The sequence below is a fragment of the Arthrobacter sp. 05N425 genome (assembly GCF_056397125.1).
This window is the reverse complement of sequence record NZ_JBFTMU010000007.1, coordinates 94,130-118,749: the sequence shown is the minus strand read 5'-3', so window position 1 is coordinate 118,749 and position 24,620 is coordinate 94,130. Positions and strand designations below refer to the sequence as shown.

Annotated in this window: 27 protein-coding genes; 20 read left to right on the top strand and 7 right to left on the bottom strand. The window is 65.2% G+C overall.

Features of this window, described 5'->3' with window-relative positions; genetic code table 11:
- Positions 1-17: 17 nt before the first annotated feature.
- Complete coding sequence (gene mscL / locus AC1DGE_RS11505) at positions 18-407, top strand: large conductance mechanosensitive channel protein MscL (protein ID WP_441417066.1); 390 nt, start codon at positions 18-20, stop codon at positions 405-407.
- A 66-nt stretch (positions 408-473) separates the two neighbouring features.
- Here mscL and glmM read toward each other — a convergent pair whose 3' ends face one another.
- The 3 genes from glmM to rplM form a co-directional block, all read right to left on the bottom strand.
- Positions 474-1,835, bottom strand: a complete 1,362-nt coding sequence (gene glmM, locus AC1DGE_RS11500; RefSeq protein WP_476892126.1) for a phosphoglucosamine mutase — start codon at positions 1,833-1,835, stop codon at positions 474-476.
- Positions 1,836-1,949: 114 nt separating this feature from the next.
- Entirely contained in the window at positions 1,950-2,459 is a 510-nt protein-coding gene (rpsI, locus tag AC1DGE_RS11495; protein ID WP_441417064.1) for a 30S ribosomal protein S9, read from the bottom strand.
- 36 nt (positions 2,460-2,495) lie between these two features.
- Entirely contained in the window at positions 2,496-2,939 is a 444-nt protein-coding gene (gene rplM / locus AC1DGE_RS11490) for a 50S ribosomal protein L13 (protein ID WP_015937805.1), read from the bottom strand.
- Positions 2,940-3,250: 311 nt separating this feature from the next.
- Between rplM and AC1DGE_RS11485 the strand changes: the two genes are divergently transcribed.
- The 18 genes from AC1DGE_RS11485 to AC1DGE_RS11400 all read left to right on the top strand — a co-directional run bounded on the left by AC1DGE_RS11485 (position 3,251) and on the right by AC1DGE_RS11400 (position 19,129).
- Positions 3,251-3,916 carry a prepilin peptidase gene (locus AC1DGE_RS11485; RefSeq protein WP_476917479.1) on the top strand — a complete coding sequence of 222 codons (666 nt, stop codon included), beginning with the start codon at positions 3,251-3,253 and terminating at the stop codon, positions 3,914-3,916.
- A 270-nt stretch (positions 3,917-4,186) separates the two neighbouring features.
- Entirely contained in the window at positions 4,187-4,393 is a 207-nt protein-coding gene (locus AC1DGE_RS11480; RefSeq protein ID WP_441417062.1) for a Flp family type IVb pilin, read from the top strand.
- Between the two features lie 110 nt (positions 4,394-4,503).
- On the top strand, positions 4,504-4,908 hold the full coding sequence (locus tag AC1DGE_RS11475; protein ID WP_441417061.1) for a TadE/TadG family type IV pilus assembly protein: 405 nt from the start codon (positions 4,504-4,506) through the stop codon (positions 4,906-4,908).
- Positions 4,896-5,927: a pilus assembly protein TadG-related protein gene (locus AC1DGE_RS11470; protein ID WP_476917478.1), complete on the top strand. Its 1,032-nt coding sequence runs from the start codon at positions 4,896-4,898 to the stop codon at positions 5,925-5,927. Before AC1DGE_RS11475 ends, AC1DGE_RS11470 begins: the two co-directional genes overlap by 13 nt.
- Positions 5,928-6,127: 200 nt before the next feature.
- The gene (locus AC1DGE_RS11465) at positions 6,128-6,727 is read left to right on the top strand and encodes an RcpC/CpaB family pilus assembly protein (RefSeq protein WP_476917477.1); all 600 of its coding nucleotides are present in this window, start codon (positions 6,128-6,130) and stop codon (positions 6,725-6,727) included.
- Entirely contained in the window at positions 6,724-7,926 is a 1,203-nt protein-coding gene (locus AC1DGE_RS11460; protein WP_441417058.1) for a CpaE/TadZ family protein, read from the top strand. Before AC1DGE_RS11465 ends, AC1DGE_RS11460 begins: the two co-directional genes overlap by 4 nt.
- The gene (locus tag AC1DGE_RS11455; RefSeq protein ID WP_441417057.1) at positions 7,923-9,398 is read left to right on the top strand and encodes a TadA family conjugal transfer-associated ATPase; all 1,476 of its coding nucleotides are present in this window, start codon (positions 7,923-7,925) and stop codon (positions 9,396-9,398) included. Before AC1DGE_RS11460 ends, AC1DGE_RS11455 begins: the two co-directional genes overlap by 4 nt.
- An 11-nt stretch (positions 9,399-9,409) precedes the next feature.
- Positions 9,410-10,348: a type II secretion system F family protein gene (locus AC1DGE_RS11450; protein ID WP_441417056.1), complete on the top strand. Its 939-nt coding sequence runs from the start codon at positions 9,410-9,412 to the stop codon at positions 10,346-10,348.
- A 14-nt stretch (positions 10,349-10,362) separates the two neighbouring features.
- Complete coding sequence (locus tag AC1DGE_RS11445; RefSeq protein ID WP_476917476.1) at positions 10,363-11,244, top strand: type II secretion system F family protein; 882 nt, start codon at positions 10,363-10,365, stop codon at positions 11,242-11,244.
- Positions 11,245-11,519: 275 nt separating this feature from the next.
- Entirely contained in the window at positions 11,520-11,768 is a 249-nt protein-coding gene (locus tag AC1DGE_RS11440; protein ID WP_441417054.1) for a Flp family type IVb pilin, read from the top strand.
- Positions 11,769-11,833: 65 nt separating this feature from the next.
- Positions 11,834-12,250 carry a TadE/TadG family type IV pilus assembly protein gene (locus AC1DGE_RS11435; protein ID WP_441417053.1) on the top strand — a complete coding sequence of 139 codons (417 nt, stop codon included), beginning with the start codon at positions 11,834-11,836 and terminating at the stop codon, positions 12,248-12,250.
- Positions 12,238-13,215 carry a pilus assembly protein TadG-related protein gene (locus AC1DGE_RS11430; protein WP_476892124.1) on the top strand — a complete coding sequence of 326 codons (978 nt, stop codon included), beginning with the start codon at positions 12,238-12,240 and terminating at the stop codon, positions 13,213-13,215. The genes AC1DGE_RS11435 and AC1DGE_RS11430 overlap by 13 nt, the downstream gene beginning before the upstream one ends.
- Positions 13,216-13,217: 2 nt before the next feature.
- Positions 13,218-13,994: a Flp pilus assembly protein CpaB gene (cpaB, locus tag AC1DGE_RS11425; protein WP_441417051.1), complete on the top strand. Its 777-nt coding sequence runs from the start codon at positions 13,218-13,220 to the stop codon at positions 13,992-13,994.
- Positions 13,991-15,184: a CpaE/TadZ family protein gene (locus AC1DGE_RS11420; protein ID WP_441417050.1), complete on the top strand. Its 1,194-nt coding sequence runs from the start codon at positions 13,991-13,993 to the stop codon at positions 15,182-15,184. The genes cpaB and AC1DGE_RS11420 overlap by 4 nt, the downstream gene beginning before the upstream one ends.
- Positions 15,185-15,409: 225 nt before the next feature.
- Positions 15,410-16,699 carry a TadA family conjugal transfer-associated ATPase gene (locus AC1DGE_RS11415; RefSeq protein WP_441417837.1) on the top strand — a complete coding sequence of 430 codons (1,290 nt, stop codon included), beginning with the start codon at positions 15,410-15,412 and terminating at the stop codon, positions 16,697-16,699.
- 7 nt (positions 16,700-16,706) lie between these two features.
- Complete coding sequence (locus tag AC1DGE_RS11410) at positions 16,707-17,639, top strand: type II secretion system F family protein (protein ID WP_441417049.1); 933 nt, start codon at positions 16,707-16,709, stop codon at positions 17,637-17,639.
- Positions 17,640-17,646: 7 nt separating this feature from the next.
- Positions 17,647-18,528, top strand: a complete 882-nt coding sequence (locus AC1DGE_RS11405; protein WP_441417048.1) for a type II secretion system F family protein — start codon at positions 17,647-17,649, stop codon at positions 18,526-18,528.
- Positions 18,529-18,670: 142 nt separating this feature from the next.
- Positions 18,671-19,129 (top strand): Hpt domain-containing protein, encoded by a 459-nt coding sequence (locus tag AC1DGE_RS11400; protein ID WP_441417047.1) that lies wholly within the window; start codon positions 18,671-18,673, stop codon positions 19,127-19,129.
- Here the strand turns inward: AC1DGE_RS11400 and AC1DGE_RS11395 are convergent.
- A complete protein-coding gene (locus AC1DGE_RS11395; protein ID WP_441417046.1) occupies positions 19,126-19,908 on the bottom strand; it encodes a response regulator transcription factor in 783 nt (260 codons plus the stop codon). The genes AC1DGE_RS11400 and AC1DGE_RS11395 overlap by 4 nt on opposite strands.
- A gap of 247 nt (positions 19,909-20,155) precedes the next feature.
- Here AC1DGE_RS11395 and AC1DGE_RS11390 point away from each other — a divergent pair, with 247 nt between their 5' ends.
- The gene (locus AC1DGE_RS11390) at positions 20,156-21,844 is read left to right on the top strand and encodes a sensor histidine kinase (RefSeq protein ID WP_441417045.1); all 1,689 of its coding nucleotides are present in this window, start codon (positions 20,156-20,158) and stop codon (positions 21,842-21,844) included.
- 121 nt (positions 21,845-21,965) lie between these two features.
- Here AC1DGE_RS11390 and AC1DGE_RS11385 read toward each other — a convergent pair whose 3' ends face one another.
- The 3 genes from AC1DGE_RS11385 to AC1DGE_RS11375 all read right to left on the bottom strand — a co-directional run bounded on the left by AC1DGE_RS11385 (position 21,966) and on the right by AC1DGE_RS11375 (position 24,540).
- On the bottom strand, positions 21,966-22,856 hold the full coding sequence (locus tag AC1DGE_RS11385) for a tRNA pseudouridine synthase A (RefSeq protein WP_441417044.1): 891 nt from the start codon (positions 22,854-22,856) through the stop codon (positions 21,966-21,968).
- 31 nt (positions 22,857-22,887) lie between these two features.
- Positions 22,888-23,454, bottom strand: a complete 567-nt coding sequence (gene rplQ, locus AC1DGE_RS11380; RefSeq protein ID WP_441417043.1) for a 50S ribosomal protein L17 — start codon at positions 23,452-23,454, stop codon at positions 22,888-22,890.
- Positions 23,455-23,529: 75 nt separating this feature from the next.
- Positions 23,530-24,540, bottom strand: a complete 1,011-nt coding sequence (locus AC1DGE_RS11375) for a DNA-directed RNA polymerase subunit alpha (protein ID WP_024366109.1) — start codon at positions 24,538-24,540, stop codon at positions 23,530-23,532.
- Positions 24,541-24,620 lie beyond the last annotated feature (80 nt).

The following is a 24,620-nucleotide window of genomic DNA, read 5'->3' as shown; positions in this document are numbered from 1 at the left end:
CGGGCTACCGTGGGTTCATGCTGACTGGATTCAAGAATTTCATCATGAAGGGCAACGTCGTTGACCTTGCCGTCGCCGTCGTCATGGGGGCCGCCTTCGGCGCCGTCGTGACCTCCATCGTGGAAGGACTCCTCACGCCACTCATCGGCTTGCTTTTCAACGCCAAAGGCATCGAGGAAATGGCCTGGGAGGGGTTCAAGTACGGCTCCGTCATCTCCAGCATCATCTCGTTCGTGCTGATTGCAGCTGCCATCTACTTCGTGGTGATCCTGCCGATGAACCACATGATTGAACGCCGCAACCGCCGGCTGGGCATCAACCCGGACGTCAAGGAGGAATCGGCCGAGGACCCTCAGATCGCCCTGCTCACCGAGATCCGCGACGCCCTGACCCGCACCGCCCGCTAGCTTCCGGACCAACAAAAGGTGGCCCGCTTCCTTACGGAAACGGGCCACCTTCTTGCGTTCTTGGAGTCAGTCGGCGATGAGCGCCAGGGCAAGCTCGGTCCGGACCACCTGGGCCAGGCCTTCGGCGACTTCCTGGGCGGTGTCCTGGTCCGCGGCTTCCACCATCACGCGGACAACGGGTTCGGTCCCGGAAGGACGCAACAGCACTCGTCCGGTGTCACCCAGCCGTGCCTCGGCCCGGGCCACGGCTTCAGCCACGGCCTCGTCACCCTTGACCCGGCTGCGGTCGACRCCCTTGACGTTGATCAGCACCTGCGGGAGCTTGGTCATGACCGTGGCCAGTTCCTTGAGCGGACGGCCGGTCAGCGCGACCTGGGCGGCAAGCTGCAGGCCCGTCAGGACGCCGTCGCCGGTGGTGGCGTAGTCGGCGAAAATAACGTGGCCGGACTGCTCGCCGCCGAGGTTGAAGCCACCTTCGCGCATGCCTTCCAGCACGTAGCGGTCGCCTACCCCGGTCTCACGGAGGCTGATGCCTGCCTCGCGCAGGGCGATCTTGAGTCCGAGGTTGCTCATCACGGTGGCAACCAGGACGTCGTCCTTGAGCTTTCCGGATTCCTTGAGGGCCACGGCAAGAATGGCCATGATCTCGTCGCCGTCCACCTCGTTGCCCTCGTGGTCCACGGCCAGGCAACGGTCGGCGTCGCCGTCGTGGGCGATGCCCAGGTCAGCCCCGTTGTCCAGGACCGCCTGCCTCAATGGGCCGAGGTGCGTTGAACCCACCCCGTCGTTGATGTTGAGGCCGTCCGGATCGGCGCCGATCAGTATCACCTCGGCGCCGGCCGTCTTGAAGACCTGCGGTGAGCAACCGCTGGCGGCGCCGTGCGCGCAGTCCAGGACCACCTTTAGACCGTCCAGGCGGTGCGGGAGCGTGCCCAGGAGGTGCACGATGTAGCGGTCTTCCGCGTCGGAGAAGCGCTGGATGCGGCCAACTTCGCCACCGACCGGGCGGTACGGCTCCTTGCTCAGCTGTTCCTCGATCGCGTCCTCGACGTCGTCGGGGAGCTTCTGGCCGCCGCGGGCAAAGAACTTGATGCCGTTGTCCGGGGCCGGGTTGTGGGAGGCGGAGATCATCACGCCGAAGTCGGCGTCGAGGTCGGCGACGAGGTACGCGGCGGCCGGCGTCGGCAGCACGCCGGCGTCGTAGACGTCGATGCCGGAGCTGGAGAGCCCGGCCTCCACGGCGGCCGCGAGGAACTCGCCGCTGGCCCGCGGATCGCGGGCGACGACGGCGCGCGGCCTGTTGCCGTTGGTGTTGCGGTCGTGGCCGAGCACGACGGCGGCGGCCTGCGCCAGCTGCAACGCCAACTCTGCGGTCAGTAGGCCGTTCGCCAGGCCCCGGACACCATCTGTTCCAAATAATCTAGACATCGAGCCCAAGTTTAGTCGATCGCGGGCCCGGGTCCGGTTTCCGACCATCGGAGACCCGTTAAACGCCGGAAACCCGCCCCGCAGAATGCGGGACGGGCTTCCAGTTGAGCGTGTTTAGCGCTTGGAGTACTGCTGAGCCTTGCGTGCCTTCTTGAGACCAGCCTTCTTACGCTCGATGATGCGAGCGTCGCGGCGCAGGTAGCCGGCCTTCTTCAGGGTGGCGCGGTTGTTCTCGGTGTCGATCTCGTTCAGTGAACGGGCGATGCCGAGGCGCAGGGCACCGGCCTGGCCGGAGATGCCGCCACCGTGGATGCGGGCAATAACGTCGTAGGCGCCTTCAAGGTCAAGGATCTTGAAGGGCTCGTTGACGTCCTGCTGGTGCAGCTTGTTCGGGAAGTAGTTCGCCAGCTCGCGACCATTGATGGTCCACTTGCCGGAACCGGGCACGACGCGAACGCGTGCAACGGCTTCCTTGCGACGGCCAACTGCAGCGCCGGCAACGGTCAGTGCCGGACGTTCCTTCTTCGGCGCCGCTGCGTCAGCAGCACCGCTCTCCGAGGTGTAGCTGGTCAGGTTTTCCTCAGCCTCAACGGCTTCGGTGGTCAGTTCTTCGTTCTGAGCCACGATTCTCCTTGATAAAAAGTTGGTTGGTGGCCAGGACTACTGGGCGACCTGGGTGATTTCGAAAGTCTTGGGCTGCTGGGCGGCGTGCGGGTGCTCGGCACCGCGGTAAACCTTCAGCTTGCCCAGCTGCTGTGCAGCGAGGGAGTTCTTCGGGAGCATGCCCTTGATGGCCTTCTCCACGGCGCGGACCGGGTTGGATTCCAGCAGCTCCGCGTAGTTGACGGAGGTCAGGCCGCCCGGGTAACCGGAGTGGCGGTATGCGCGCTTCTGCTCCAGCTTGGCACCGGTGAGGGCGACCTTTTCAGCGTTGATGATGATGACGAAGTCGCCCATGTCCATGTGGGACGCAAAGGTGGCCTTGTGCTTGCCGCGCAGCAGGATTGCGGTCTGGCTGGCGAGACGACCAAGGACAACGTCGGTGGCGTCAATGACGTGCCACTGGCGGTTGATATCGCCGGGCTTCGGGGTGTACGTACGCACGGTGTTTGCCTCGTTCTTGTTCTGGCGTTCTTGTTTTAGGCGTCACGCAAAAGGTGCACCTACTATCTATGCGCTACCGGAACAGAGGTGAGGGCTCCATGTAACCAGTCATCCTGTGGTCTCGAATGTGCACGTTGAGTAGCTATCCTGCAACCGGATTCTCAAGCGGGCACGCATCATCGAGATAGGACACGCACAACGACTACCAAGAATAGCGGAAGCCGGGGTCGTGGGTCAAAATGGGCATGTCCGGTGGCATGCAGCCCTGCGTGCCGTTCAGTTCCGGTATGCCCCGCGTTCCTGGAGGTCCCGTGCCCGATCCCGCCGTTGCAGCTTCCGCGCCGCTGCTGTTCCTAGCGGGAGTCGCCGCCGTCGGGCTGTGCCTCGGGCTGCTGGCAGATGTCTTCGTCAGGCGCGCCCTGCCGGAGCTGGCACCCGGTCCTACGCCTGCGCAGCGGACGGCGACGGCGGTTGCCGCCGCGGGGCTTTGCGCCCTCCTGGCCTGGCGGTTCGGCGCTTCCCCGGAATTGCCGGCGTTTATGGTTTTGGCGGTTATTGGCGTCCAGCTGGCCCGAATTGACGTTATTCATCATTTGCTGCCTAACCGGCTGGTCCTGCCACTCCTGGGAGCCGGCGTTGTGCTGCTCGCAGTGCCTTCGATAGCCCTCGGAGGCTGGGGGCAGCTGGCCCGGGCCCTGGCCGGGGCGGTAATTCTCTTCTTTTTCTACTTCATCTTGGCCCTCATCAGCCCCACAGGCCTCGGAATGGGCGACGTTAAGCTCGCTGCGCCACTCGGCCTGTACTTAGGCCACTTGGGCTGGACCCAACTGTTCTATGGCGGCGCCCTGGGGTTTGTCGCCGGCGGCCTGGTTTCCTTGGTCCTCCTCCTAAAGAACCGCGGAAACAAGCCGAAGGAAGTGGCCTTCGGGCCCTCGATGCTGGCCGCCGCCCTGCTCACCGTCCTGCTCTCCGCGTAGCGCCCTCTCCTACGCCGCTTGTTGGGTGAACCAGTAAGCCGACTTATCAAAACAAGTAGTCGGCTCCGTAGCGCCCGAAAGTACTGAGTACACGTCCCTCAGAGCGGCAAGTAAACGCTCCTTTTCCACCCAAAAAGTCGGGTAGTCGCATGCATTGCCGGGCCGTTAATCGGCGTGCAAATGTTGTCCCAACGGAGCTCCAGCAGGTAGCAAAGGGGACTTGCTGGAATTCCGTCAAACTATTCAAATCTCTGGAGAAGGACTTTCAAAATGACTGGTCTCATGGTCTCAATGCTCGCTTTTGTTGCCGGCGTCAAGAACAAGCTCGAATCCGAAAAGGGAGCAACCGCGACGGAATACTCGCTGCTGGTGGCGTTCATCGCCTTCGCTGTTATTGGCGGCGCAACCGTCTTCGGCAACCAGTTGAGCGCCTGGTTCACCGAGCTGGGCAACAACGTCCGCGCTTGGTCCAACTAGGCAACTAGTTCCGCCACAGGTCTCAGTAACACCGATTGTGCCGCGTCCGTGTATCGCGGGCGCGGCACAGTTCTTATTTCGTCGACTGCATCTATCCCTGGGGGGATCCAATGAAGCGCAGCAATTTTTCGCCCTGGTTTGGGGCTGAGGGACGCGAGCAGGGGGCGGCCGCAGTCGAGTTCGCCCTCGTTGCACCTATACTCCTCGCCTTGGTGGGCGGGATCATCGAATTCTCTTACATCTACAATTTGCAGATCTCGGTGACCCAGGCCGCCCGCGAGGCTGCCCGGACTATGGCCATCTTCAACGATCCGGCCCGCGCCCAGGCTGCCGCTGTCTCAGGTGCGCCCGGGTTGAATGCGGCAGGCTTCACCTACACCTTCACGGGCGCATGCCCCGCCGGCGGCACGGGCAACGCCAAAGTGGCCGTTGGTTACACCGCAAATTCACTGACCGGGATTTTCGGTGGTTCCGTCACCGTCCACGGAACCGGAGCCATGCGATGCCACGGTTGAGGACTTCGATCCAAGACCAGTGCGGCCTAGGGCGGGAGCGGGGCGCGACCGGCGCGCTTGTAGCAGTGATGATGCTGGTGCTCATAGGAGCCGGCGCCCTGGCCGTTGATGCCGGCCAAATCTACGCCGAACGGGCCCAACTGCAGAATGCAGCGGACGCAGGCGCATTGGCGGCAGCACAGAGGTGCCACGCGGCCGGAACCTGCACAGTTCCCCAGGCTCTGGGCTGGGCCCGCGAACTTGCCGGTCCCAACTCCAACGACGGAGCCTCTGCCGTCGATTCAGTAAACGTGGACCTTTCCCGCGGCCAGGTCAAGGTGGTCACGTCCACCCTGGGCAGCAACGAGGCGGGCTTCCTGACCAAAATCTTTGCCAATGCGCTGAACGCCCCACCCGCAACAGTCCGCGCCGGCGCCACCGCGGCCTGGGCACCGTTGAGCAGCGGCTCCGGATTTCCGCTTGCGATCTCCAACAGCTGCTTCAACCTTTCCACTGCCGTGGCCACCGGAGAGGTACAAAAGATCTCCTACAAGCCGGGCGGAACCTGCACCGGTCCTTCCGGAACGCAAATCCCGGGCGGCTGGGGATGGCTCGACCGGAACTCACCATGCGTTGCCGTGACGGCCACCGGAAACAACCGGGTGGGGTCCGACCCAGGCAACAACCCGCCGACCGACTGCGACACCGTGCTGGGCGGCTGGATCGCCACCATCCTCGCCGGCGGAGAGGTGAAAGTCGCTTTTCCCGTCTTCGACGACGCGAGCAACCAGGGGCAGAACGGCTACTTCCACGTGATCGGTTACGCCACCTTCAAGATGTGGGGCTGGAAATTCGGCAACAACCACAACTACGAATTCCGGAACACAGCCGGCGACCCGAACATGACGAGCGCCCTGGCCTGCAGCGGCGGCAACAACCGGTGCATCATCGGCCAATTCGTGAAATTCGAAACTATTAACTCGACCGGACCTGGTGGCGGCGCCGACTTGGGAACCGTCGATATCAAACTCATCAAATAGGTAATTTCTAAGGAGTTACGATGAAAACACGCCTACTGGGAGGCATCGCCGCATTACTTGTGGCAATTATCGGAACCGTATTGCTGGTCTCATATGTTCAGAACGCTGATAAACGAGCGTTAGCCGGCACGGAAACAGAATCAATCTACATTGTGCAAAAGGCCATTCCGGCCGGAACCGCCGCGGACAAGATTGCGGCAATGGTGACAAAGAAGGAAGTTCCCAAGCTGGCGCTGGCTGACAGCAGCGTCACGGATCTCGCCTCACTGGGCACCAAGGTCACCGCCGTTACCCTCATGCCGGGTGAGCAGCTGCTGTCCACCCGGCTGGTGGAAGAGAGTGCTTTCCTCGGCCCGTCCCGGGTCCAGGTACCTGCGGGCTTCCAGGAGATCACGCTCAAGCTTCCGATCGAGCGCGTCGCCGGCGGCATTTTGAAGGCCGGCGACACGGTGGGGGTTTTCCTCTCGCTGGAAGACGCCGGCGGCAAGGCCGGTGCCAAGGTCAGCAGGACGCAGCAAACTTTCCACAAGGTCCTGGTGACCGCGGCGCAGTTCAGCGATGGGGCGGCCACGCAGACTGGGACCTCCGACACCGCGTCCGGGGCCAGCCAGGTCTCGTCAACCTCCTCCACCAAGGCACAGGGTGACGGCAGCTACCTCATTACCCTGGCCAGGAATTCCGCTGATGCGGAGCGGATCGTGTTTGCCACGGAGTTCGGCAAGGTCTACCTGTCGAAGGAACCGGGCAATGCTGTCGAATCGGGCAAGGGCACAGTCGATGCGGCAGGACTGTTCCGATGAGCCGCTTCGTCCTGATCACGCCCAACGCCGATTTCGAACGGCTGGTCCGGCTGGCTGTCGGCGGAATGCATGGGGACCTCCACGTCTTCAAAGCCGACTACCTGCCAGAGGGCCCCGCCGACATCCTGCGCCAAATGGTCGGCGACCCGCCCGAGGTCCTCATCCTTGGTCCCGGCGTGCCTGTGGCCGACTCACTGAAGCTGGCCGCAGTGGTCGACCTCCAGTATCCGGAGATCAGCGTGGTCCTGGCCGTTAATGCCAGCCCGGAAACCGTGGTCCAGGCAATGCGCGCCGGCGTCCGGGACCTGCTCGATCCCGGAGCCGACCCCGACACCATCCGGGTCATGCTGGAGCGTGCCAGCCTGGCCGCAGCGGGCCGGCGTCGGGGTCTCGGTCCGCAGACGACCGAGCATGCCGACCACGGCTCAGGACGTGTCATCGCCGTGATGTCCCCCAAGGGCGGCGTTGGCAAGACAACGGTCGCCACCAACCTCGCGGTCGGGCTGGGAAAGACCGCGCCGATGGGGGTTGTGATCGTGGATCTTGACCTGCAGTTCGGCGACGTGGCCAGCGGACTCCTCCTTGAACCGGAGTTCACGATCACGGACGCCGTAATGGGGGCCGCAAGCCAGGACTCAATGGTGCTCAAGACGTATCTCACAGTCCATCCTGCAGGCATCTACGCGCTCTGCGCCCCCAGGACGCCCGTGGAGATGGACCGTATCAGTGCGGCCCATGTCTCCCACCTGTTGGAACAGTTGCGGCAGGAGTTCCGCTACATCGTGGTGGACACGGCCCCGGGACTGGGCGAACACGTCCTGGCCACGCTCGAACAGGCGACCGACGCCGTGTGGATCTGCGGCATGGACGTTCCGAGCATCCGCGGTATGCGGACCGGGTTCCAGATCCTCGAAGAACTGAACCTGGTACCGGCCCAACGCCACATCGTCCTCAACATGGCCGACCGCCGGGCGGGACTATCGCTCAAGGACGTCGAAGCCACCATCGGGGCCCCCGTGGACGTCGTGCTGCCGCGTTCCCGGACCCTTCCCTTCTCCACCAACAAAGGCGTTCCCGTCCTTCAGGACGGCGGCCGGGACGCTGCCCTCAAGGGGCTCCGCCAGCTGGCTGACCGTTTTAAGCCGGATTGGGAAGCCAGACCGCACAAGCAACTGCACAGAAGGGCGGTAGTCCAGTGAGCCTCACCGACCGATTCCAGCAACTACGCGGCGGACTTCCGCCCGCCGCGCCCGAGGAAAAGCCGGCCGCCGTCGACGTCTTCGCCTCTCATACGCCACCGGCGACGCTGGGGCGGATCCTGGAAGCGAAGACGGCAGCAGAATCGCACCCCGGATTCACCGAGCTGCAGCAGACCGCGTCCGTGGCCAGCGAGGCGCTGAACGCGCTCAAGGAACGCGCCAGCCAGGCGCTCTTCGAACGGCTCGGATCCCGCATCACCGATTCCTCTATCGATGAGACGGAACTTCACCAGTCGGTCAAGGACGAGTTGAAGGCCGTCGTAGACGAGGAGCAGATCCCCCTCACCGCGGTCGAACGCCAGCGCCTGATCCGGGAGATCATCGACGACGTTCTCGGCCATGGCCCCATCCAGCGGTACCTGGATGATCCCACGGTGACAGAGGTCATGGTCAACCGTTTCGACCAGATCTACGTGGAACGCCAGGGGCAACTCCAGCTGACGGACTCGAAGTTCACCTCCGACGACGCCCTGCGGCGGGTCATCGAAAGGATTGTCTCCAACGTGGGACGCCGGATTGACGAGTCATCGCCGCTCGTGGATGCCCGGTTGTCGGACGGTTCCCGCGTCAACGCCATCATCCCGCCGCTGGCCGTCAATGGACCGGCCCTGACCATCCGGAAGTTCGGCCGGGATCCACTGACCGTGCATGACCTCATTTCGATGGGCAGTCTTTCACCGGAAATGGCGGAGCTGTTGCAGGCCTGCGTGCTGGCCAGATTGAACATCATTGTTTCGGGCGGCACCGGCACCGGCAAGACGACCCTGCTGAACGTGCTCTCCTCGTTCATTCCGAGCTCGGACAGGATCGTCACGATCGAGGACGCGGTGGAACTCCAGTTGCAGCAGGACCATGTGGTCCGGTTGGAGAGCCGCCCGCGGAACATCGAGGGAAAGGGCGAAATTTCCATCCGCGACCTGGTCCGCAACTCGCTGCGTATGCGGCCGGACCGGATTGTGGTCGGTGAAGTCCGCGGCGGCGAGTGCCTCGACATGCTGCAGGCCATGAACACCGGCCACGACGGCTCCATTTCCACCGTGCATGCGAACTCCCCCCGGGACGCGATCGCCCGGCTGGAAACCTTGGTGCTGATGGCCGGCATGGATCTGCCGCTGCGGGCCGTCCGCGAGCAAGTGGCTTCGGCGGTGAACCTGATCGTGCATATTTCCCGGCTCCGTGACGGTTCGCGGCGGGTCACGCACATTACGGAGGTCCAGGGCATGGAAGGCGACGTCGTCACGCTCCAGGATGCCTTCGTGTTCGACTACTCCGCCGGTATCGACGCCGGCGGCCGGTTCCTCGGCAAGCCCATGCCTACCGGTGTTCGTCCGCGCTTCACTGATCGCTTCGCCGAATTGGGAATCCCGATTTCGCCGGCGGTCTTTGGCGCAGCGCCTGCTAGGGGGCGGTAACAGTGCAGGATATGTCTCCCCTTGTCTTTGTAGCCGGCCTCGTCCTGGCGTACGCAGCCTTGGCGACGATTGTTGCCGTCCTCTTCAAGTCAAACGCGGTGCCGCTGTCCCGGCGCCGGCCCGACGAGGCGGCCGTCCACTCGTCAAACCTCAGCAGGCTCACCGATCAAGCCGTGCACACCCTCAACAGGGGCCTGCGGAGCCGTGACTCGGGACTGCTCAGCCGCACGAAACTCGAGAACGCCGGTCTGAAGAAACAACCCGGCGACTACGTGCTGATGGGCTGTGCCTTCACTTTCGTGGCCGCGGTCCTTGGCTTCCTCCTCGGCGGACCGGTCCTGGCCGTTTTGTTGACGCTGCTGACACCAGTGGTCCTGCTCTTGTTTCTCAACGTCCTGGTCTCGCGGCGGCGCAAGAAGTTCGACGAGCAGGTGCCGGACGCACTGCAGATGCTCGCGGGCGGCCTCCGGGCCGGCCACAGCCTGCTCCGCTCGGTGGACGCCGCCGCGGAGGAGAACGAGGCGCCAATGAAGGAGGAGCTCAATCGGGTGGTGAACGAGACACGCATCGGAAGGGACCTTGGCGAATCCCTCGCGGAGGTCGCCAGGCGGACCGACAACGAGGACTTTGCCTCGATCACCAGGGCCATCGATATCCACCGCGAAGTCGGCGGCGACCTCGCCCAGGTCCTGGACCACGTGGGCGAGACCATCCGGGACCGCAACCAGATCCGGGGCCAGGTCAGGGCCCTCAGCGCGGAGGGCCGGATGTCCGCCATAGTCCTGATGTCACTCCCGGTGGTGATGTTCATCGGGCTGACACTCTTCAACCCTCTGTACTCCAAGGTCTTCCTGACCACTTTTCCGGGGTTCCTGATGATCGTCGCTGCCATAGTCCTGCTGACTGTGGGCGGCTTCTGGCTCAGCCGACTCGTCAAGCCGAAGTTCTGAGAAGGGAGAGAACCGTGCAAACAATTGCCTACGCAGCGATCCTGGGGGTCGTCGCACCGCTCTCGATCATGACCTGGCTTGCCTTCACCGGAGACCGGGCCGGCCTTCGCAACGTGCAAGCCAACCTCGGGCGGGGTCCGCAGAGCAACGGATCCGCGCTCTCGGCCACCGGCCAATTCGCGGCACTAAGCCGGAAGGTCACGCCGAAGGGCTACACGGCGTGGCTGGACAAGCAGCTCGCCGGTGCCGGCCGGCCCAAGGACTGGCCCCTGGGACGCGTCCTTATGGTCAAGCCCCTGCTGGCCCTCGCGGGAGCCATGACGGGAATCTTCATGGTTGCCGGGAGCCCCACGGCGACCACGGTCCTCCTGATGGTGGGCATGACCGCGCTGGCTTACTTCGTCCCGGACATTCTGCTCCGGAACCACGCCCAGAAGCGCCGCGAAGCAATCAAACTGGAGCTGCCTGACGCGCTGGACCAGATGCTCATCTCGGTCCAGGCCGGGCTCGGCTTCGAAACCGCCATGGCCCGGGCTGGCCAAAACGGCAAAGGGCCGCTCGCCGAGGAACTGATCAGGACCCTGCAGGATATCCAGGTCGGCCGGTCCCGAAAGGACGCGTACCTGGCCATGTCCCAGCGCGTGGATGTGCCGGACCTGCGGTCCTTTGTCCGGGCCGTGGTCCAAGCGGACGCTTACGGCATCGCCATCGCGCAGGTATTGAACGCCCAGGCGAAGGACATGCGCGTGAAGCGCCGCCAGCGGGCGGAGGAACACGCCATGAAGATGCCCGTCAAGATGCTCTTTCCGTTGATCTTCTCGATCCTCCCCACGTTGTTCATCGTGGTGCTGGGCCCCACGGTTATGAGCATCATGGAGGTTTTTGCCAACAAATAGCCACGCGGCCCGCGTCAGGGCCGCCCATAGACCGGACCCCCTTGGTACCCAGAGCCAAGGGGGTCCTCCTTTGTGCCCGGGGCCCACTCCCAGGGCCTACGGCCAGTTCCGCAGCCCCCAGCGCAGGATCCGCGCAGGGAAAGTACAGGAATAGGGCAGTTTGGGAAGTCTTGGCACAGGATGTTCCAAACTCCGATTGACGGCGTGTCGGCGCTTGCTAAGTTCCTCTCAGTGCTGGTGCAGGGCCAGCCGCCCAACTCGCTCAGGAGTCACCAATGCGTTCCTACCTCTCCAACATCGCAACCCGCCTTCGCCGCGACCAGCGCGGCGCGACCGCCGTCGAATACGGCATCATGGTCTCCCTCATCGCCGTTGTCATCATCGTCGCCGTTACGCTGCTCGGAGGCACCTTGAAGGACACCTTCACCCAGGTGCAGTGCTCGGTCAGCAACGGCAGCTTCTCTCCCGCCGTGGCCGGCGTCGACGGGGCTGCAGGAACCGCCGCCAAGTGCACGCCGAAATAGAACGCATTCACCCCCCCCGCCACACTGCCATCTCCGGATGTACCCAGCCAGGAAGGCGGTCCCCCATGTCCAAGACAAGCGAACGGGGCGCCGTCGCGGTGGAGTTCGCCCTGCTGGCCCCGGTCCTGGTCATGATGCTGCTGGGGATCATGGAGTTCGGCCGCGCCTACAACGTGCAGATTTCGCTCTCCAACGCTGCCCGTGAAGGCGCAAGAGTGATGGCCGTCAACTACGCGGCGCCAGCAGCCGCGACGACCGCCAAAGCCGCTGCTGTGAGCGCCGCGAGCGTCCTACAGCCGAGTCTGACAAACGACAAGATTGTCTTGACATATCAGACGACACCCGCCTCGACGCCCGCGCCAACGGCCTGCGCCGCGAATGTCCAAGTTACCGTGACAATCAACTACACCCTGTCCACTATGACCGGAATTGCCGGACCATTTGCGATGAAGGGCGTAGGTACGATGCAATGCGGCGGATAGCAGTTTCGGGCGACACGGAACGTGGCGGGATCGCTGTCATGGTCGCCCTCCTTATGCTGGTTCTACTTGGGTTCGCGGCCATCTCCATCGACGTTGCTCGACTCTATTCCGAGCGTGGCCAATTGCAGAACGGGGCCGATGCGGTGGCCCTCATGCTGGGCCAGAAATGTGCCAAGAATCCGAATGATGTGGACTGCTCGGACACCATGACTTCGCCAGTGATTCTCGCCAGGACGCTTGCCAATGCGAACGCCGTTGACGGTCAGAGCAATGTCAAGACCATCGTCTTGGATAAGGCGAACCGCAAAGCCACGGTCACCACGAGCGCCAAGGACAGTGGGGGCGCCCTCAACTCCGTACCCGACCTTTTTGCCCGCGCACTGGGCTTTTCGAACTCTGAGGTCGCGACAACTTCGAATGTTCAGTGGGGGACGCCGTCCAAGGGCACCGTCATCGTCCCTTTGGCCATCGCCGAGTGCAAATTCTCCCCCGACCCCTCCTTCGTGCAGGTCCTCAATATGAGTGCGGGCGGATGCGCAGGGATCCCCGGAGGTTTTGGATGGATCACGGACCCCAATGCGGCCGATTCTGCGTGCAGCGTTGTGATCAGCGCCGGCGCCTCGAATGATCCGGGCATCTGGTTCAGCAGCGACACCGGCGCCTCCAGACCCTCGGTCTGTACGCCCGGGGACATCAGCGCTTTGAACGATCAGACCGTTCTCCTACCGCTCTACGCCGTGGCCACGGGCACCGGGTCAGGCGGCAAGTACTACATCAAGGGTTTCGCAGCCTTTCACGTCACCGGCTACCGCTTTTCGAGTGACACCTGGAATTCCAGCGGGCTGGCCAACAAGTCCATCCGCGGATACTTCGTGAAGTTCGTGTCCCTGTCACAAGCCCTCGAACTCGGAAGTACAGCCGATTACGGCGCGTCAGTCGTCCGCCTCACCATTGGAGCCCCCTAGTAATGAAGTCACGCCTATTGGCAGGACTGGCCGCAGTCGTGCTGGCCATCGTCGGCGCCGTCCTCGTCGTCAGCTATGCACAGGGCGCCGATACCCGTGCAGTCCAGAACCTCAACCCCGTCAGCGTCATGGTGGTGCAAACGGCCATCCCCGCCGGCACCCCGGTAGCGCAGCTAACAGCCTTCGTCACCGCCCAGGAACTCCCCGGCAAAGCCGTGTCCAAGACTGCGCTGAAGAATCTTGACGGCTTGGCCGGCAAGGTCACCGCCGTCGACCTGTTGCCGGGTGAGCAGCTCGTCGCCGAGCGGCTGGTCGAGCCGGAGGAGCTGAAGACGAGCGGATCCGTGGAAGTTCCAAAGGGGCTGCAGGAGGTGTCTTTCCAGCTTGAACCCCAGCGCGTCGTCGGCGGTCGCATCACGGCCGGGGACCATGTGGGCATCTTCATCAACCTCAAGGAGGGCGGCATCGAGGGAAAGCCTGACCAGCAAACCACGCAACTGACCGTCCACAAGGCCCTCGTGACGGCGGTGCAGCGCGCACCCGTTACCACCCCCACTCCGCAGCCCTCGGCGAGCGGCTCCGCCGCTCCCGCCGAGGACACCTCGCTCCCCGTCGGCTCGATGATTGTGACCGTTGCCGTCAACGACGTGGCCGCCACGAAGATTGTCTACGCCTCGAACTTTACGGACGTGGCGAGCATCTGGCTGAGCCGGGAACCGCTCGACGCAAAGGACAGCGGCCGCCCCGGAATTATTACCCGACCGGAGGTCTACAAGTGAGCCGCTTCGTCCTCATCACTCCCAACGCCGACTTCGATGCGCGCGTCCGCCAGGCGGTCGCGGGCGGGTTGCCCGGCGGCGTCCAGACCTTTGCCTTCATCAATCCCGCCAATCCCGGTGAACTTTTCGCCAACCTCAACCAGGAGCGTCCCGAGGTGCTGATCCTCGGACCCGACGTTCCGATTGAGGACGCCCTGCGGCTCGCCACGGTGTTCGACGTGCAGCTGCCAGAGTTAAGCGTGATCCTGGTGGGCGAGCCCGAACCGGAGTTTGTGCTGCTGGCGATGCGTGCCGGGATCCGCGACATCCTCAGCCCCGCATCTGACCCGGCCCAGATCCGGGTGCTCCTGGAGCGGGCCTGCCAGTCCTACGCCAGCCGGACCCGGGCCACGGCCGTCCAGCAGCCGGATAACAATCCCAAAGGCCTGGTGATCGGAGTCTTCTCCCCAAAGGGAGGAGTCGGCAAGACGACCATTGCCACGAACATCGCCATCGGTCTGGGCCAGGTTGCACCGATGGGCGTCGTCATCGTGGACCTGGACCTGCAGTTCGGCGACGTGGCCTCCGGCCTGTACCTGAATCCGGAACACACCGTCACCGACGCCGTCTCGGCGTCGGCCAGCCAGGACTCGCTGGTCCTCAAGGCGTTCCTCACCGTGCACCCCAGCAGCATCTACGCCCTCTGCGCGCCCCGGACCCCGGTGGAAGCGGACGACATCACGCCCCAGCAGGTCAGCCGGCTGATCGAACAACTCGCGGAGCAGTTCCAGTACGTCGTCGTGGACACCGCCCCCGGCCTGCCCGAGGTGGGCCTGGCCGCCATGGAACAGTGCACCGACGTCGTCTGGGTCAGCGCCATGGACGTGCCCAGCATCCGCGGCCTCCGTTCGGGGCTGGAAATCCTCCGCCGGCTCGACCTGCTTCCGGAAACCCGCCATGTGGTCCTGAACATGGCGGACTCCAAATCCGGGCTCAGCGTCCAGGACGTCGAGGCCACTATCGGCGCGCCAGTGGACGTGAGCATTCCGCGCTCCCAGGCGGTGGCGTACTCCACCAACCGCGGGATCCCGGTCCTGCAGGACGGCCGCAAGGATCCCGCAGTGAAGGGCCTGCGGCAGCTGGTGACGCGCTTTGATCCGGCCTGGCGGGCCACAGCGCAGAAGAAACTGCACCGACGGGTGGTGGTCTAAGTGAAACTCTCCGAACGTCTCTCCGCAGCGGAAGCCGGCCCCCAAACGCAGCCGGCACCGCCGTCGTCGGCCCCGCTAACGACGGCGACCGCCCCGTCGGCCCGGCCACCCCGGCTCTCCCCCCACCTCGAAGCAGCGCGCTCCGAGCCGTCGCGCCTCGCCGCGGCGGCCGCGCCGTCGTTCGCAGAACACCCCGACACGGCCCGCGCCAAGGGGCAGCAACCGGTGGATGCCTTTGCCGCGCTCAAAGAGCGGGCAGCCACCGCCCTGTTTGAGCGGATGGGCACCCGCTTCAACGATTCGGCGGTCAAGGAAGAAGAGCTGCGTGCCACCGCGCGCGACGAATTGACCCGCATCATCGACGCCGAACAGGTGCCGCTGTCCACCGAGGAGCGCACCCGGCTGGTCCGCGACGTCGCGGACGACGTGCTGGGGTACGGTCCGCTCCAGCGGCTGCTGGATGACCCCGCGGTTACCGAGATCATGGTCAACCGGATGGACCAGATCTACGTGGAACGAAAAGGCCAGCTCACCCTGACCGAGTCGCGCTTCAGCTCGGAGGACCACCTGCGCAAGGTGATCGAACGCATCGTCTCCAAGGTGGGCCGCCGGATCGACGAGTCATCCCCGCTCGTGGACGCCCGGCTCGAGGACGGCTCCCGCGTCAACGCCGTCATCCCCCCGCTGGCAGTCGGCGGCTCCTCGCTGACCATCCGAAAGTTCAGCAAGGTCCCGCTCACCGTGCGCAACCTGATCGATTTCGGCACGCTGACACCGGAAATGGCCGAACTGCTGAACGCCTGTGTCCGGGCCAAGCTAAACATCATCGTCTCCGGCGGCACCGGCACCGGCAAAACCACCCTGCTGAACGTCCTCTCCTCCTTCCTGCCGCACGACGAGCGCATTGTCACCATCGAAGACGCGGTGGAACTCCAGATCCAGCAGGAGCACGTGGTGCGGCTTGAAAGCCGGCCGCCGAACACCGAAGGCAAGGGCGAGGTCACCATCCGCGACCTGCTGCGCAACTCCCTGCGCATGCGGCCGGACCGGATCGTGGTGGGCGAGGTCCGCGGCGGCGAGTCCCTCGACATGCTCCAGGCCATGAACACCGGCCACGACGGCTCCCTCTCGACCGTCCACTCGAACTCGCCGCGCGACGCCGTTGCCCGGCTCGAGACCCTGGTGCTGATGGCCGGAATGGATCTTCCGCTGCGCGCCATCCGGGAACAGATTGCTTCGGCGGTGAACTTGATCGTGCAGATCTCCCGTCTGCGGGACGGAACCCGCCGGATCACCCACGTGACCGAGGTGCAGGGCATGGAGGGGGACATTGTCACCCTCCAGGATGCCTTCATCTTCGACTACTCGGCCGGGGTGGACGCCCACGGGAGGTTCCTCGGCAAACCGGTGGCCACCGGGATCCGGCCCCGATTCATCGACCGCTTCGAGGACATGGGCATCTACGTTTCCCCCAACGTCTTCGCGGCGCCGCTGGCACCGGCCGGCAAGGCGTGAGCCGGCCATGACACTGACTATCGGCGCCGCCTTCCTGGCCACCGCCCTCCTCCTGCTCGCCGTCGCGGTCCTCTTGCCGGGGACCGCCCGCGTTCCACTTGACCGACGGCGGCCGGTCCAGGCCGCACCGGACTCCTCGCTCAGCCGGTTCGCGGGATCCGCGGTCAACCTGGCGGACGGCTTCTTCGCACAACGGAAGGTCCGGCTCTTCAACCGGGAGGCTTTGGAACAAGCGGGACTGCGCATGGGCCAGGGCGACTTCTACGTGCTGCTGGCGGTCGGCGCCTTTGTGGGGGCCCTGGCCGGCTTCGTCGTCGGCGGCGTCCTGCTTGCCCTTCTGCTGGTCCTGCTCGCCCCGGTGGCCGGTCACCTGGCCCTCACGGTCCTGGCCGGAAAGCGTCGTGCCAAGTTCGACGACCAGCTGGGCGACACCCTGCAACTGCTTTCCGGCGGCCTGCGGGCCGGGCACAGCATCCTGCGCGCCATCGACGCCGCCGGGAGCGAATCGCAGAGCCCCACCGCGGAGGAAATGCGCCGCGTCATCACCGAAACGTCCCTCGGCCGCGACCTGCTGGCCTCGCTCAGCGACACCGCCGAACGGATGCGCAACGAGGACTTCGTCTGGATCGCCCAGGCCATCCAGATCAACCGCGAGGTGGGCGGCAACCTCGCCGAAGTGCTGGACCAGGTGAACGAGACCATCCGCGAGCGCAGCGAGATCAAGGGCCACATCAAGTCCCTCGCGGCCGAAGGCAAGTTCTCCGCCTACATCCTGATGGCCATGCCCATCGGCATCGTGGTCATGCTGATGCTGGTCAACCCCGGCTACATGAACGTGATGTTCACCAACCCGCTGGGCTGGGCCATGATGGCGGCCTCCGTGATCCTGATGACGATCGGTGGTCTGTGGATGCGCAAGATCATCGACCTGAAGTTCTGAGGCCCGGATGAACCCCCTGATCCTGTGCTCCCTCCTGCTGGTCAGCCTCCCCTCGGCGTACCTGACGTGGTCCGTCCTCTCCGTCGACCGGAAATCCCAACGCGCCATCCGGGAGATGCTTTCCCTGGGCACCGGACCCGCCGAGTCCGCCGGGCCCAAGGAGACGGCCCTGCTCGAGCGGATCGGCCACCGCCTGACGCCTCCCGCCTATGTCCGGAAACTCGACCGGCTGCTGTCCTTGGCCGGACGTCCCGCCTCGCTCCCGCTGGGTCGGGTTCTGGCCGCCAAACCGCTGCTGGGACTGCTGGGCGCCCTCCTGGGTCTCTGGCTCGCCGGCACGCCGGCCCCGCTCCTGAAGCTGGTGGGCTTGTTCGTGATGCTCCTGGGCTACTTCATCCCGGACCTGCTGCTCTACAGCAAGGGCCAGGAACGCCAGAAGATCATGCAGCTGGAACTGGCCAACACGCTGGACCAGATGCTGATCTCGGTCGAGGCCGGATTGGGATTCGAGGGGGCCATGGCGCGGGCCGGTGAAAACGGCAAGGGACCGCTCGCCGAGGAACTGGTCCGAACCCTGCAGGATATGCAGGTGGGACGCAGCCGGCGCGAGTCGTACCAGGCGCTGGCGGCACGAACCAACATCCCCGAGCTGCGCAGCTTTGTCCAGGCCGTGGTGCAGGCCGACACCTACGGCATTGCCATCAGCCGCGTGCTCCGAATCCAGGCCAAGGTGATGCGCGTCAAGCGGCGCCAGCGAGCCGAGGAGAAGGCCATGAAGCTGCCGGTCACCATCCTGTTCCCCCTGCTGTTCTTCATCTTTCCGGTGCTCTTTATCGCCATCCTGGGGCCCGCCGTGATCAATGCCATAGAGACCTTCAGTGGACACTAATCGGCCCATAAGTTTGCGGCGAACGGCCTGCACGGACGCCGCTAGTTGGCCCATAAAAGTGCCGGACAAGGATAGCCGCAAGGTTTCCGCAGGATACTCCGCCGCCTCCGGCGCCGGTCCGGACAGCTAGTACCGTAGAGCCATGTCTCTCTTAGCTGCCTGCCCCGACGACGCAAACGCGGGGTCCTTGCTCGCCGCCGATGCCCCCGCAGGCGGGGCCGGACTGACGGCGCCGTCCTCCGGCGCGGCCCCGCTCGTGGACCCCGCGGCCCTCCAGGACCTGGGCGAGCAGCTGAACAGCGCCGCCGTCGCCAAGGGCTTCGCCCGGGACTACGCAGAGATGTGGGACCAGCGCTATGACTCGCTGGCCGGGGCCCTGGAACGCCGAGACCAGGCAGCCGCGCTGGACGCCGTGCTGAGCCTCAAGACGTCCTCGTCGATGGTCGGCGGCCTGCGCCTGGCCGAACTCGCCGGCGAACTCGAGGAATCGATCCGGGGCGGGGACCTCGGAAGGGCCGCTTCCCTGCTGGACGATGTCGCCGCCCGCGGCAGCGAAACCGTGGACGAGCTGCAGTTCAGCTACATCCTCTGGGAGCGCTAGGAACGTTCAGCGTACTGGGAGCGCTCAGGCGCCAGCCGGTAGCCCACTCCGCGCACCGTCTGAAGCCAGCGCGGTTGCACCGAATCCTCCCGGAGCTTCCGGCGCAGGTTGCCGATGTGGACCTCAACGGCCCGTTCATCGGACTCGCTGATGTAGGCGTCGGCGCGGTAATACTCTCCCCGCACCACACGGACCAGCTCGGTCTTGGACTTCACCGCGCCGGCGCCGCGGAGGAGCGCATGCAGGAGGTCGAACTCACTGCGGGTCAGGGCGAGCGGTTCGCCCTCGACCGTCACCGAGCGCATGTCGGGATTCAGTGCCAGCCCGTTGTGGCGCAAAACATTGTCCGGCACGGCAGCGTCGCCGGCCGGCCGTGCCGACGCCGCAGTCAACGCGCCCTGGCCGTCATGCCGGGGCCGGCGCATCATCGCGGCCACCCGGGCCCGTAGCTCTCGGGGCCGGAACGGTTTGGTCAGGAAATCGTCGGCGCCGGTGTGGAGCGCAGTCAGCGTGTCGAGCTCGTCCGTCCGTGCGGTCAGCATGACGATGTAGGCGTCACTGAACTGGCGGATCCGGCGCAGCACCTCATAGCCGTCAATGTCGGGAAGACCCACGTCCAGTGTTACGACGCTGGCCTCCCGGCGCCGGACAACCTCGACGCCCTCCCGGCCCCCGGCCGCTGAATGCACCTCATAGCCGGCCTGCCGGAGCACTGCCTCCACGAGGTTGCGCACATCCGCATCGTCCTCAACAACGACGGCCACCCCAAGGTCAGTCATGCCACCCTCACATCCGATGCTGCTCTGCCGGCCGGCGATGACCGTGCATACGCCGCCGCTGTAAATCCGGGCCTCATGCCCCGATGCCCACGCCGTGCCCAAGGGACACGGCCTACACATGTCCTGCCACCATACCTACCAAGGGCCCCAATTTCGGTCTCCGGCGCAGTAACACGGGCAACAATAATATGTTTAGTGTCAAGTAGGTGTGACAGCAATGTAAACTCCAGTTGCGAGGAAGGGGCGCTTGTCATTGGGTGAACAGCGGCTGTTTCGTGGCGCGGGCGTGGACCGCCGCCTGGGCGCCCTGCACCCGCGCGCCCGTGTGCTGCTCAGCCAGCTACCACTCACCCTGTTGTTCGGCGCCGGCCTGACGGCCGCGCCGGCCGCTTGGAGCCTCCACTTGGCCAACGGCTGGGGCCAGATCTCCCTCGCCCTTCATGCCGCACTTCTCCTGGCCTGCCTCCTCGTGCCGTGGCAACGGTTCGGGCCGCTGGCGCCCCTGGCGATTCCGGTCCTGGACCTCGCCGCGATCGGACTCAGCCGGGTGGCGGCCGCCGAGGAACTACCGGGCCTCGGAGTGCTGTCAGTGCTTCCCGTCGTCTGGATCGCCGCYTCGCAGCTCTCCCCCGCCGTCATCGCGGCCGTCAGCTTCCTGGGGCCGCTGCTGGCAGGTCTGCCCTGGTATTTTGCCGCCGGCGCCGGGGACAGCCCGGGGCGCGGCGCCACCGTCGTGCTCCTGGCACTGATGACCCTGGCAGTCGCCCTGGCCATGCAGTTCGCCAGGGCGCAGCTGTGGCGCCAGCAGCGCAAGGTCGAAGCCAAGGAGGCGGAGTTGCAGGCCCTCCTCGCGGAAAGCCGGGAGCGTGAACGGCTGCTGAATACCATCCTGGACACGGTCGACGTCGGCATCGTCGCGATCGGCGCGAACGGCCGCCGACTGCTCACCAACAGCTGGCAGGCACGGCTCGAGGCGGCCGCGGCGATTCCCGGGCCTGCCGGGCCCGCGGATCCGGGCTGGGAAGACCAACTGCTGCTAACCGGGCGGGACCAGACCACGCTGCTCCCGCCTGCCCGGCGCCCGCTCCGCCGGGCGCTGGAGGGCGAGTCCTTCGCGGACCACCTTGTCTGTTTCGGGGAAGCGCCGGGCAGCCGGGTTGTGTCCACCGGGGCGAGGCCGCTGAAAAACGACGACGGCGGCTTCGGCGGCGCCGTCGTCGTGTACAACGAGGTCACCGGGCTGGTCAATGCCCTTGCTGCCAAGGAAGACGTGGTCGCGACCGTCTCGCACGAGTTCCGGACACCGCTGACGTCGATCATCGGCAACCTGGACCTGGTCCTGGGCGATGAACTGCCCCTGCCGGTGCTGCGCCGGATCGAGGTGGCGCAGCGCAACGCCGAGCGGCTGCTGGCGCTCGTCTCCGACCTGCTGATGTCCGCCAGCTCAGCGGTTCAGGTCCACCCAAGGAAAACCGACCTGGCCGGCCTGGTGGAGGCGAGCCTCGGCTCGGCCCAGGCGCATGCCCAGTCCTCGCGGGTGTCCCTGGCGATGCACGTGCCGGCGCCGCTGTGGGCGAATGTGGACCCGCTGCGGATCAGCCAGGCGCTGGACAACCTGGTCTCCAATGCCATCAAATACTCGCCGGATGGCGGCGCGGTGACTGTCTCGGCCTGGGCCGACGACGGCCGTGTGCTGCTGCAGGTGGAGGACAGCGGCATCGGCATGACCGCTGCCGACGCCGAAAGGGTCTTCACCCGCTTCTTCCGGAGTCCGGCCGTACGGGACGGCGCAATCCCCGGGGCCGGGCTGGGCTTGTCCATCACCAAGGCGATCGTGGAGGGCCACGGTGGCTCCATCACCTGCAGCACCCTCCCCGGCTGCGGGAGCACCTTTACCGTGGACCTGCCGGCAGACGGCCACCCTGCCGCTTTCTAGTCCCTCGGGTCAGTCGCCGGTCGGAACTCCCCAACTTCGGCGCCGTGGCCCGGCGTGTTGCGCCGACCCGCCGTCCTTGCCGGCTTTGGTGCCGTCAAAGACGGGGAAACTCGGCCGCGGGCTATTTGCGAAGGGCGCGCGTCAGCTCGGCCCGTGCCAGCAGCCCGCTAGCGGAGGGGTACGCCACCTCTTCAAGGACCAGCGGGTGCGGGGCGGCAAGGACGGACCGGGCATCCCGCTGGCGGGCGATCAGCCGCTCGTAGAGCCACCCGGGCTGCTCGACGCCGGCTCCGACGTAGAGCGCCGATCCCACGAGCGAACGGACCATGTTGTGGCAGAAGGCGTCAGCCTGGACCGTGGCGACGATGACGCCGTCAGCGCCCCGGGTGAACTCGAAACGCTGCAGTTCCCGGATGGTCGTGGCGCCTTCGCGGGGCTTGCAGTAGGAACGGAAGTCCTGCAGCCCCAGCAGCTGGGAGGCGCCTTCGTTCAGCAACGCGGTGTCCAGCTGCTCCTTGTGCCAGAGCGTCGAGTACCGGCCGAGCGGATCCCACAGGGCCGCCCCGTCCGCGATCCGGTAGCTGTAGCGCCGCCACAGCGCGGAGAACCGGGCATCGAAGCCTTCCGGCGCCAGGGCAACCCGGTGCACTTCGATCGCGCCGCTGAGCTCGCCCAGCCCGCGGCTCAGCGCGCCGCGCAGCCGCCGGAGCAGGGCCGCAGCAGGGTCGAGTTCGGCCCCGCGGTTCAGCCCCTGCCATTCCGCTTCACTCAGGTCCACGTGCACCACCTGTCCGCGCGCGTGCACGCCGGCGTCGGTGCGACCGGCGACGGTGACGCGGACCGGCCGGCGGATCAGCAGGGCGAGGGCCTCTTCCAGGACGCCCTGCACGGTACGGCGGCCGGGCTGCAGGGCCCAGCCGCTGAACGGGCCGCCGTCGTACGAAAGATCCAGCCGGATACGCAAAAACCCGCCGCCCCCCATAACGGGGGCAGCGGGTTTGAGCTCGTTCATAGACTTAAGTCTATAAGAAGGTTCTAGCGAATTACTTCGCGTCCTTCTCGGACTCTGCAGCAGCTTCCTCGGCGGCCGGAGCCTCTTCGGTCTCGGCGACCTCAGCTTCGGGAGCCTCTTCGGTCTCGGCAGCTTCAGTCTCGGCGACCGGAGCGGCTTCAGCCTTGTCAGCGTCCTTCTTGTCGGCATCGCGCTTCGCAGCGGAAGTAGCCTCGGCTACCACGGCCTGCTTGGCGGAAACCGGCTCGAGAACCAGTTCGATGACAGCCATGGGAGCGTTGTCGCCCTTGCGGTTGCCGATCTTGGTGATACGGGTGTAGCCGCCGTCGCGGTTCTCCACTGCCTGTGCAATGTCGGTGAACAGCTCGTGGACGATGCCCTTGTTGCTGATCAGGCCGAGTACACGACGGCGGGAAGCGAGGTCACCGCGCTTGGCGAAAGTCACCAGGCGCTCGGCGTACGGCTTCAGGCGCTTGGCCTTGGTCACCGTGGTGGTGATCCGCTTGTGCTCGAACAGTGCGGCGGACAGGTTCGCGAGCATAAGACGCTCGTGAGCCGCTCCGCCTCCGAGGCGCGGACCCTTAGCGGGGGTAGGCATTATAGTTTCTCCTCATATGGAAGCCGGCGGGCTGCGCACGCTGCGGTGCGTCCAGCCTGCTGGCCAAGATCTGTTTTAGAGCTCGTCGTCGCTGAAAGCGGCGTCGTCCTCTTCGATGGCTGCGGCGCGGGCTGCGAGGTCGAAACCGGGAGGGGAGTCCTTGAGGGACAGACCCAGTTCAACGAGCTTCGCCTTGACCTCATCAATGGACTTCGCACCGAAGTTACGGATGTCCATCAGGTCAGCCTCGGAGCGGGCAACGAGTTCACCCACGGTGTGGATGCCCTCACGCTTGAGGCAGTTGTAGGAACGGACGGTGAGGTCCAGATCCTCGATCGGCAGAGCCATGTCTGCTGCCAGGGCAGCATCCGTCGGCGACGGGCCAATCTCGATACCTTCAGCTGCGGTGTTCAGCTCGCGGGCCAGACCGAACAGTTCCACCAGGGTGGTACCGGCCGAAGCAACCGCATCGCGCGGGGCGATGGCCTGCTTGGTCTCAACGTCGACAATCAGCTTGTCGAAGTCAGTGCGCTGCTCAACACGGGTAGCTTCCACGCGGAAAGTAACCTTCAGGACCGGCGAGTAGATCGAGTCGACCGGGATGCGGCCGATCTCGGAGTCGCCGGACTTGTTCTGAGCTGCCGAAACGTAGCCGCGGCCGCGCTCGATGGTCAGTTCGAGTTCGAACTTGCCCTTCGAGTTCAGCGTGGCAATGTGCAGATCCGGGTTGTGGAATTCGACGCCGGCCGGAGGAGCGATGTCCGCGGCGGTGACGACTCCCGGGCCCTGCTTGCGCAGGTAAGCAACAACCGGCTCGTCGTGCTCGGAGGAGACCGACAGGTTCTTGATGTTCAGGATGATCTCGGTGACATCTTCCTTGACACCCGGAACCGTGGTGAACTCGTGCAGCACGCCATCGATCCGGATGCTCGTTACAGAGGCACCGGGGATGGAGGAGAGCAGGGTACGGCGGAGGGAGTTTCCGAGGGTGTAACCGAAGCCCGGCTCCAGCGGTTCAATGATGAAACGGGAGCGGTTATCGGAGACGACCTCTTCGGAGAGGGTGGGGCGCTGTGCAATGAGCACTTAGGTTTCCTTTCGGCGAGCATCCGCTATATGACGCAACACAGGTGGTGGAAAGATCGGTCTGAAGACTTAACGCGGCT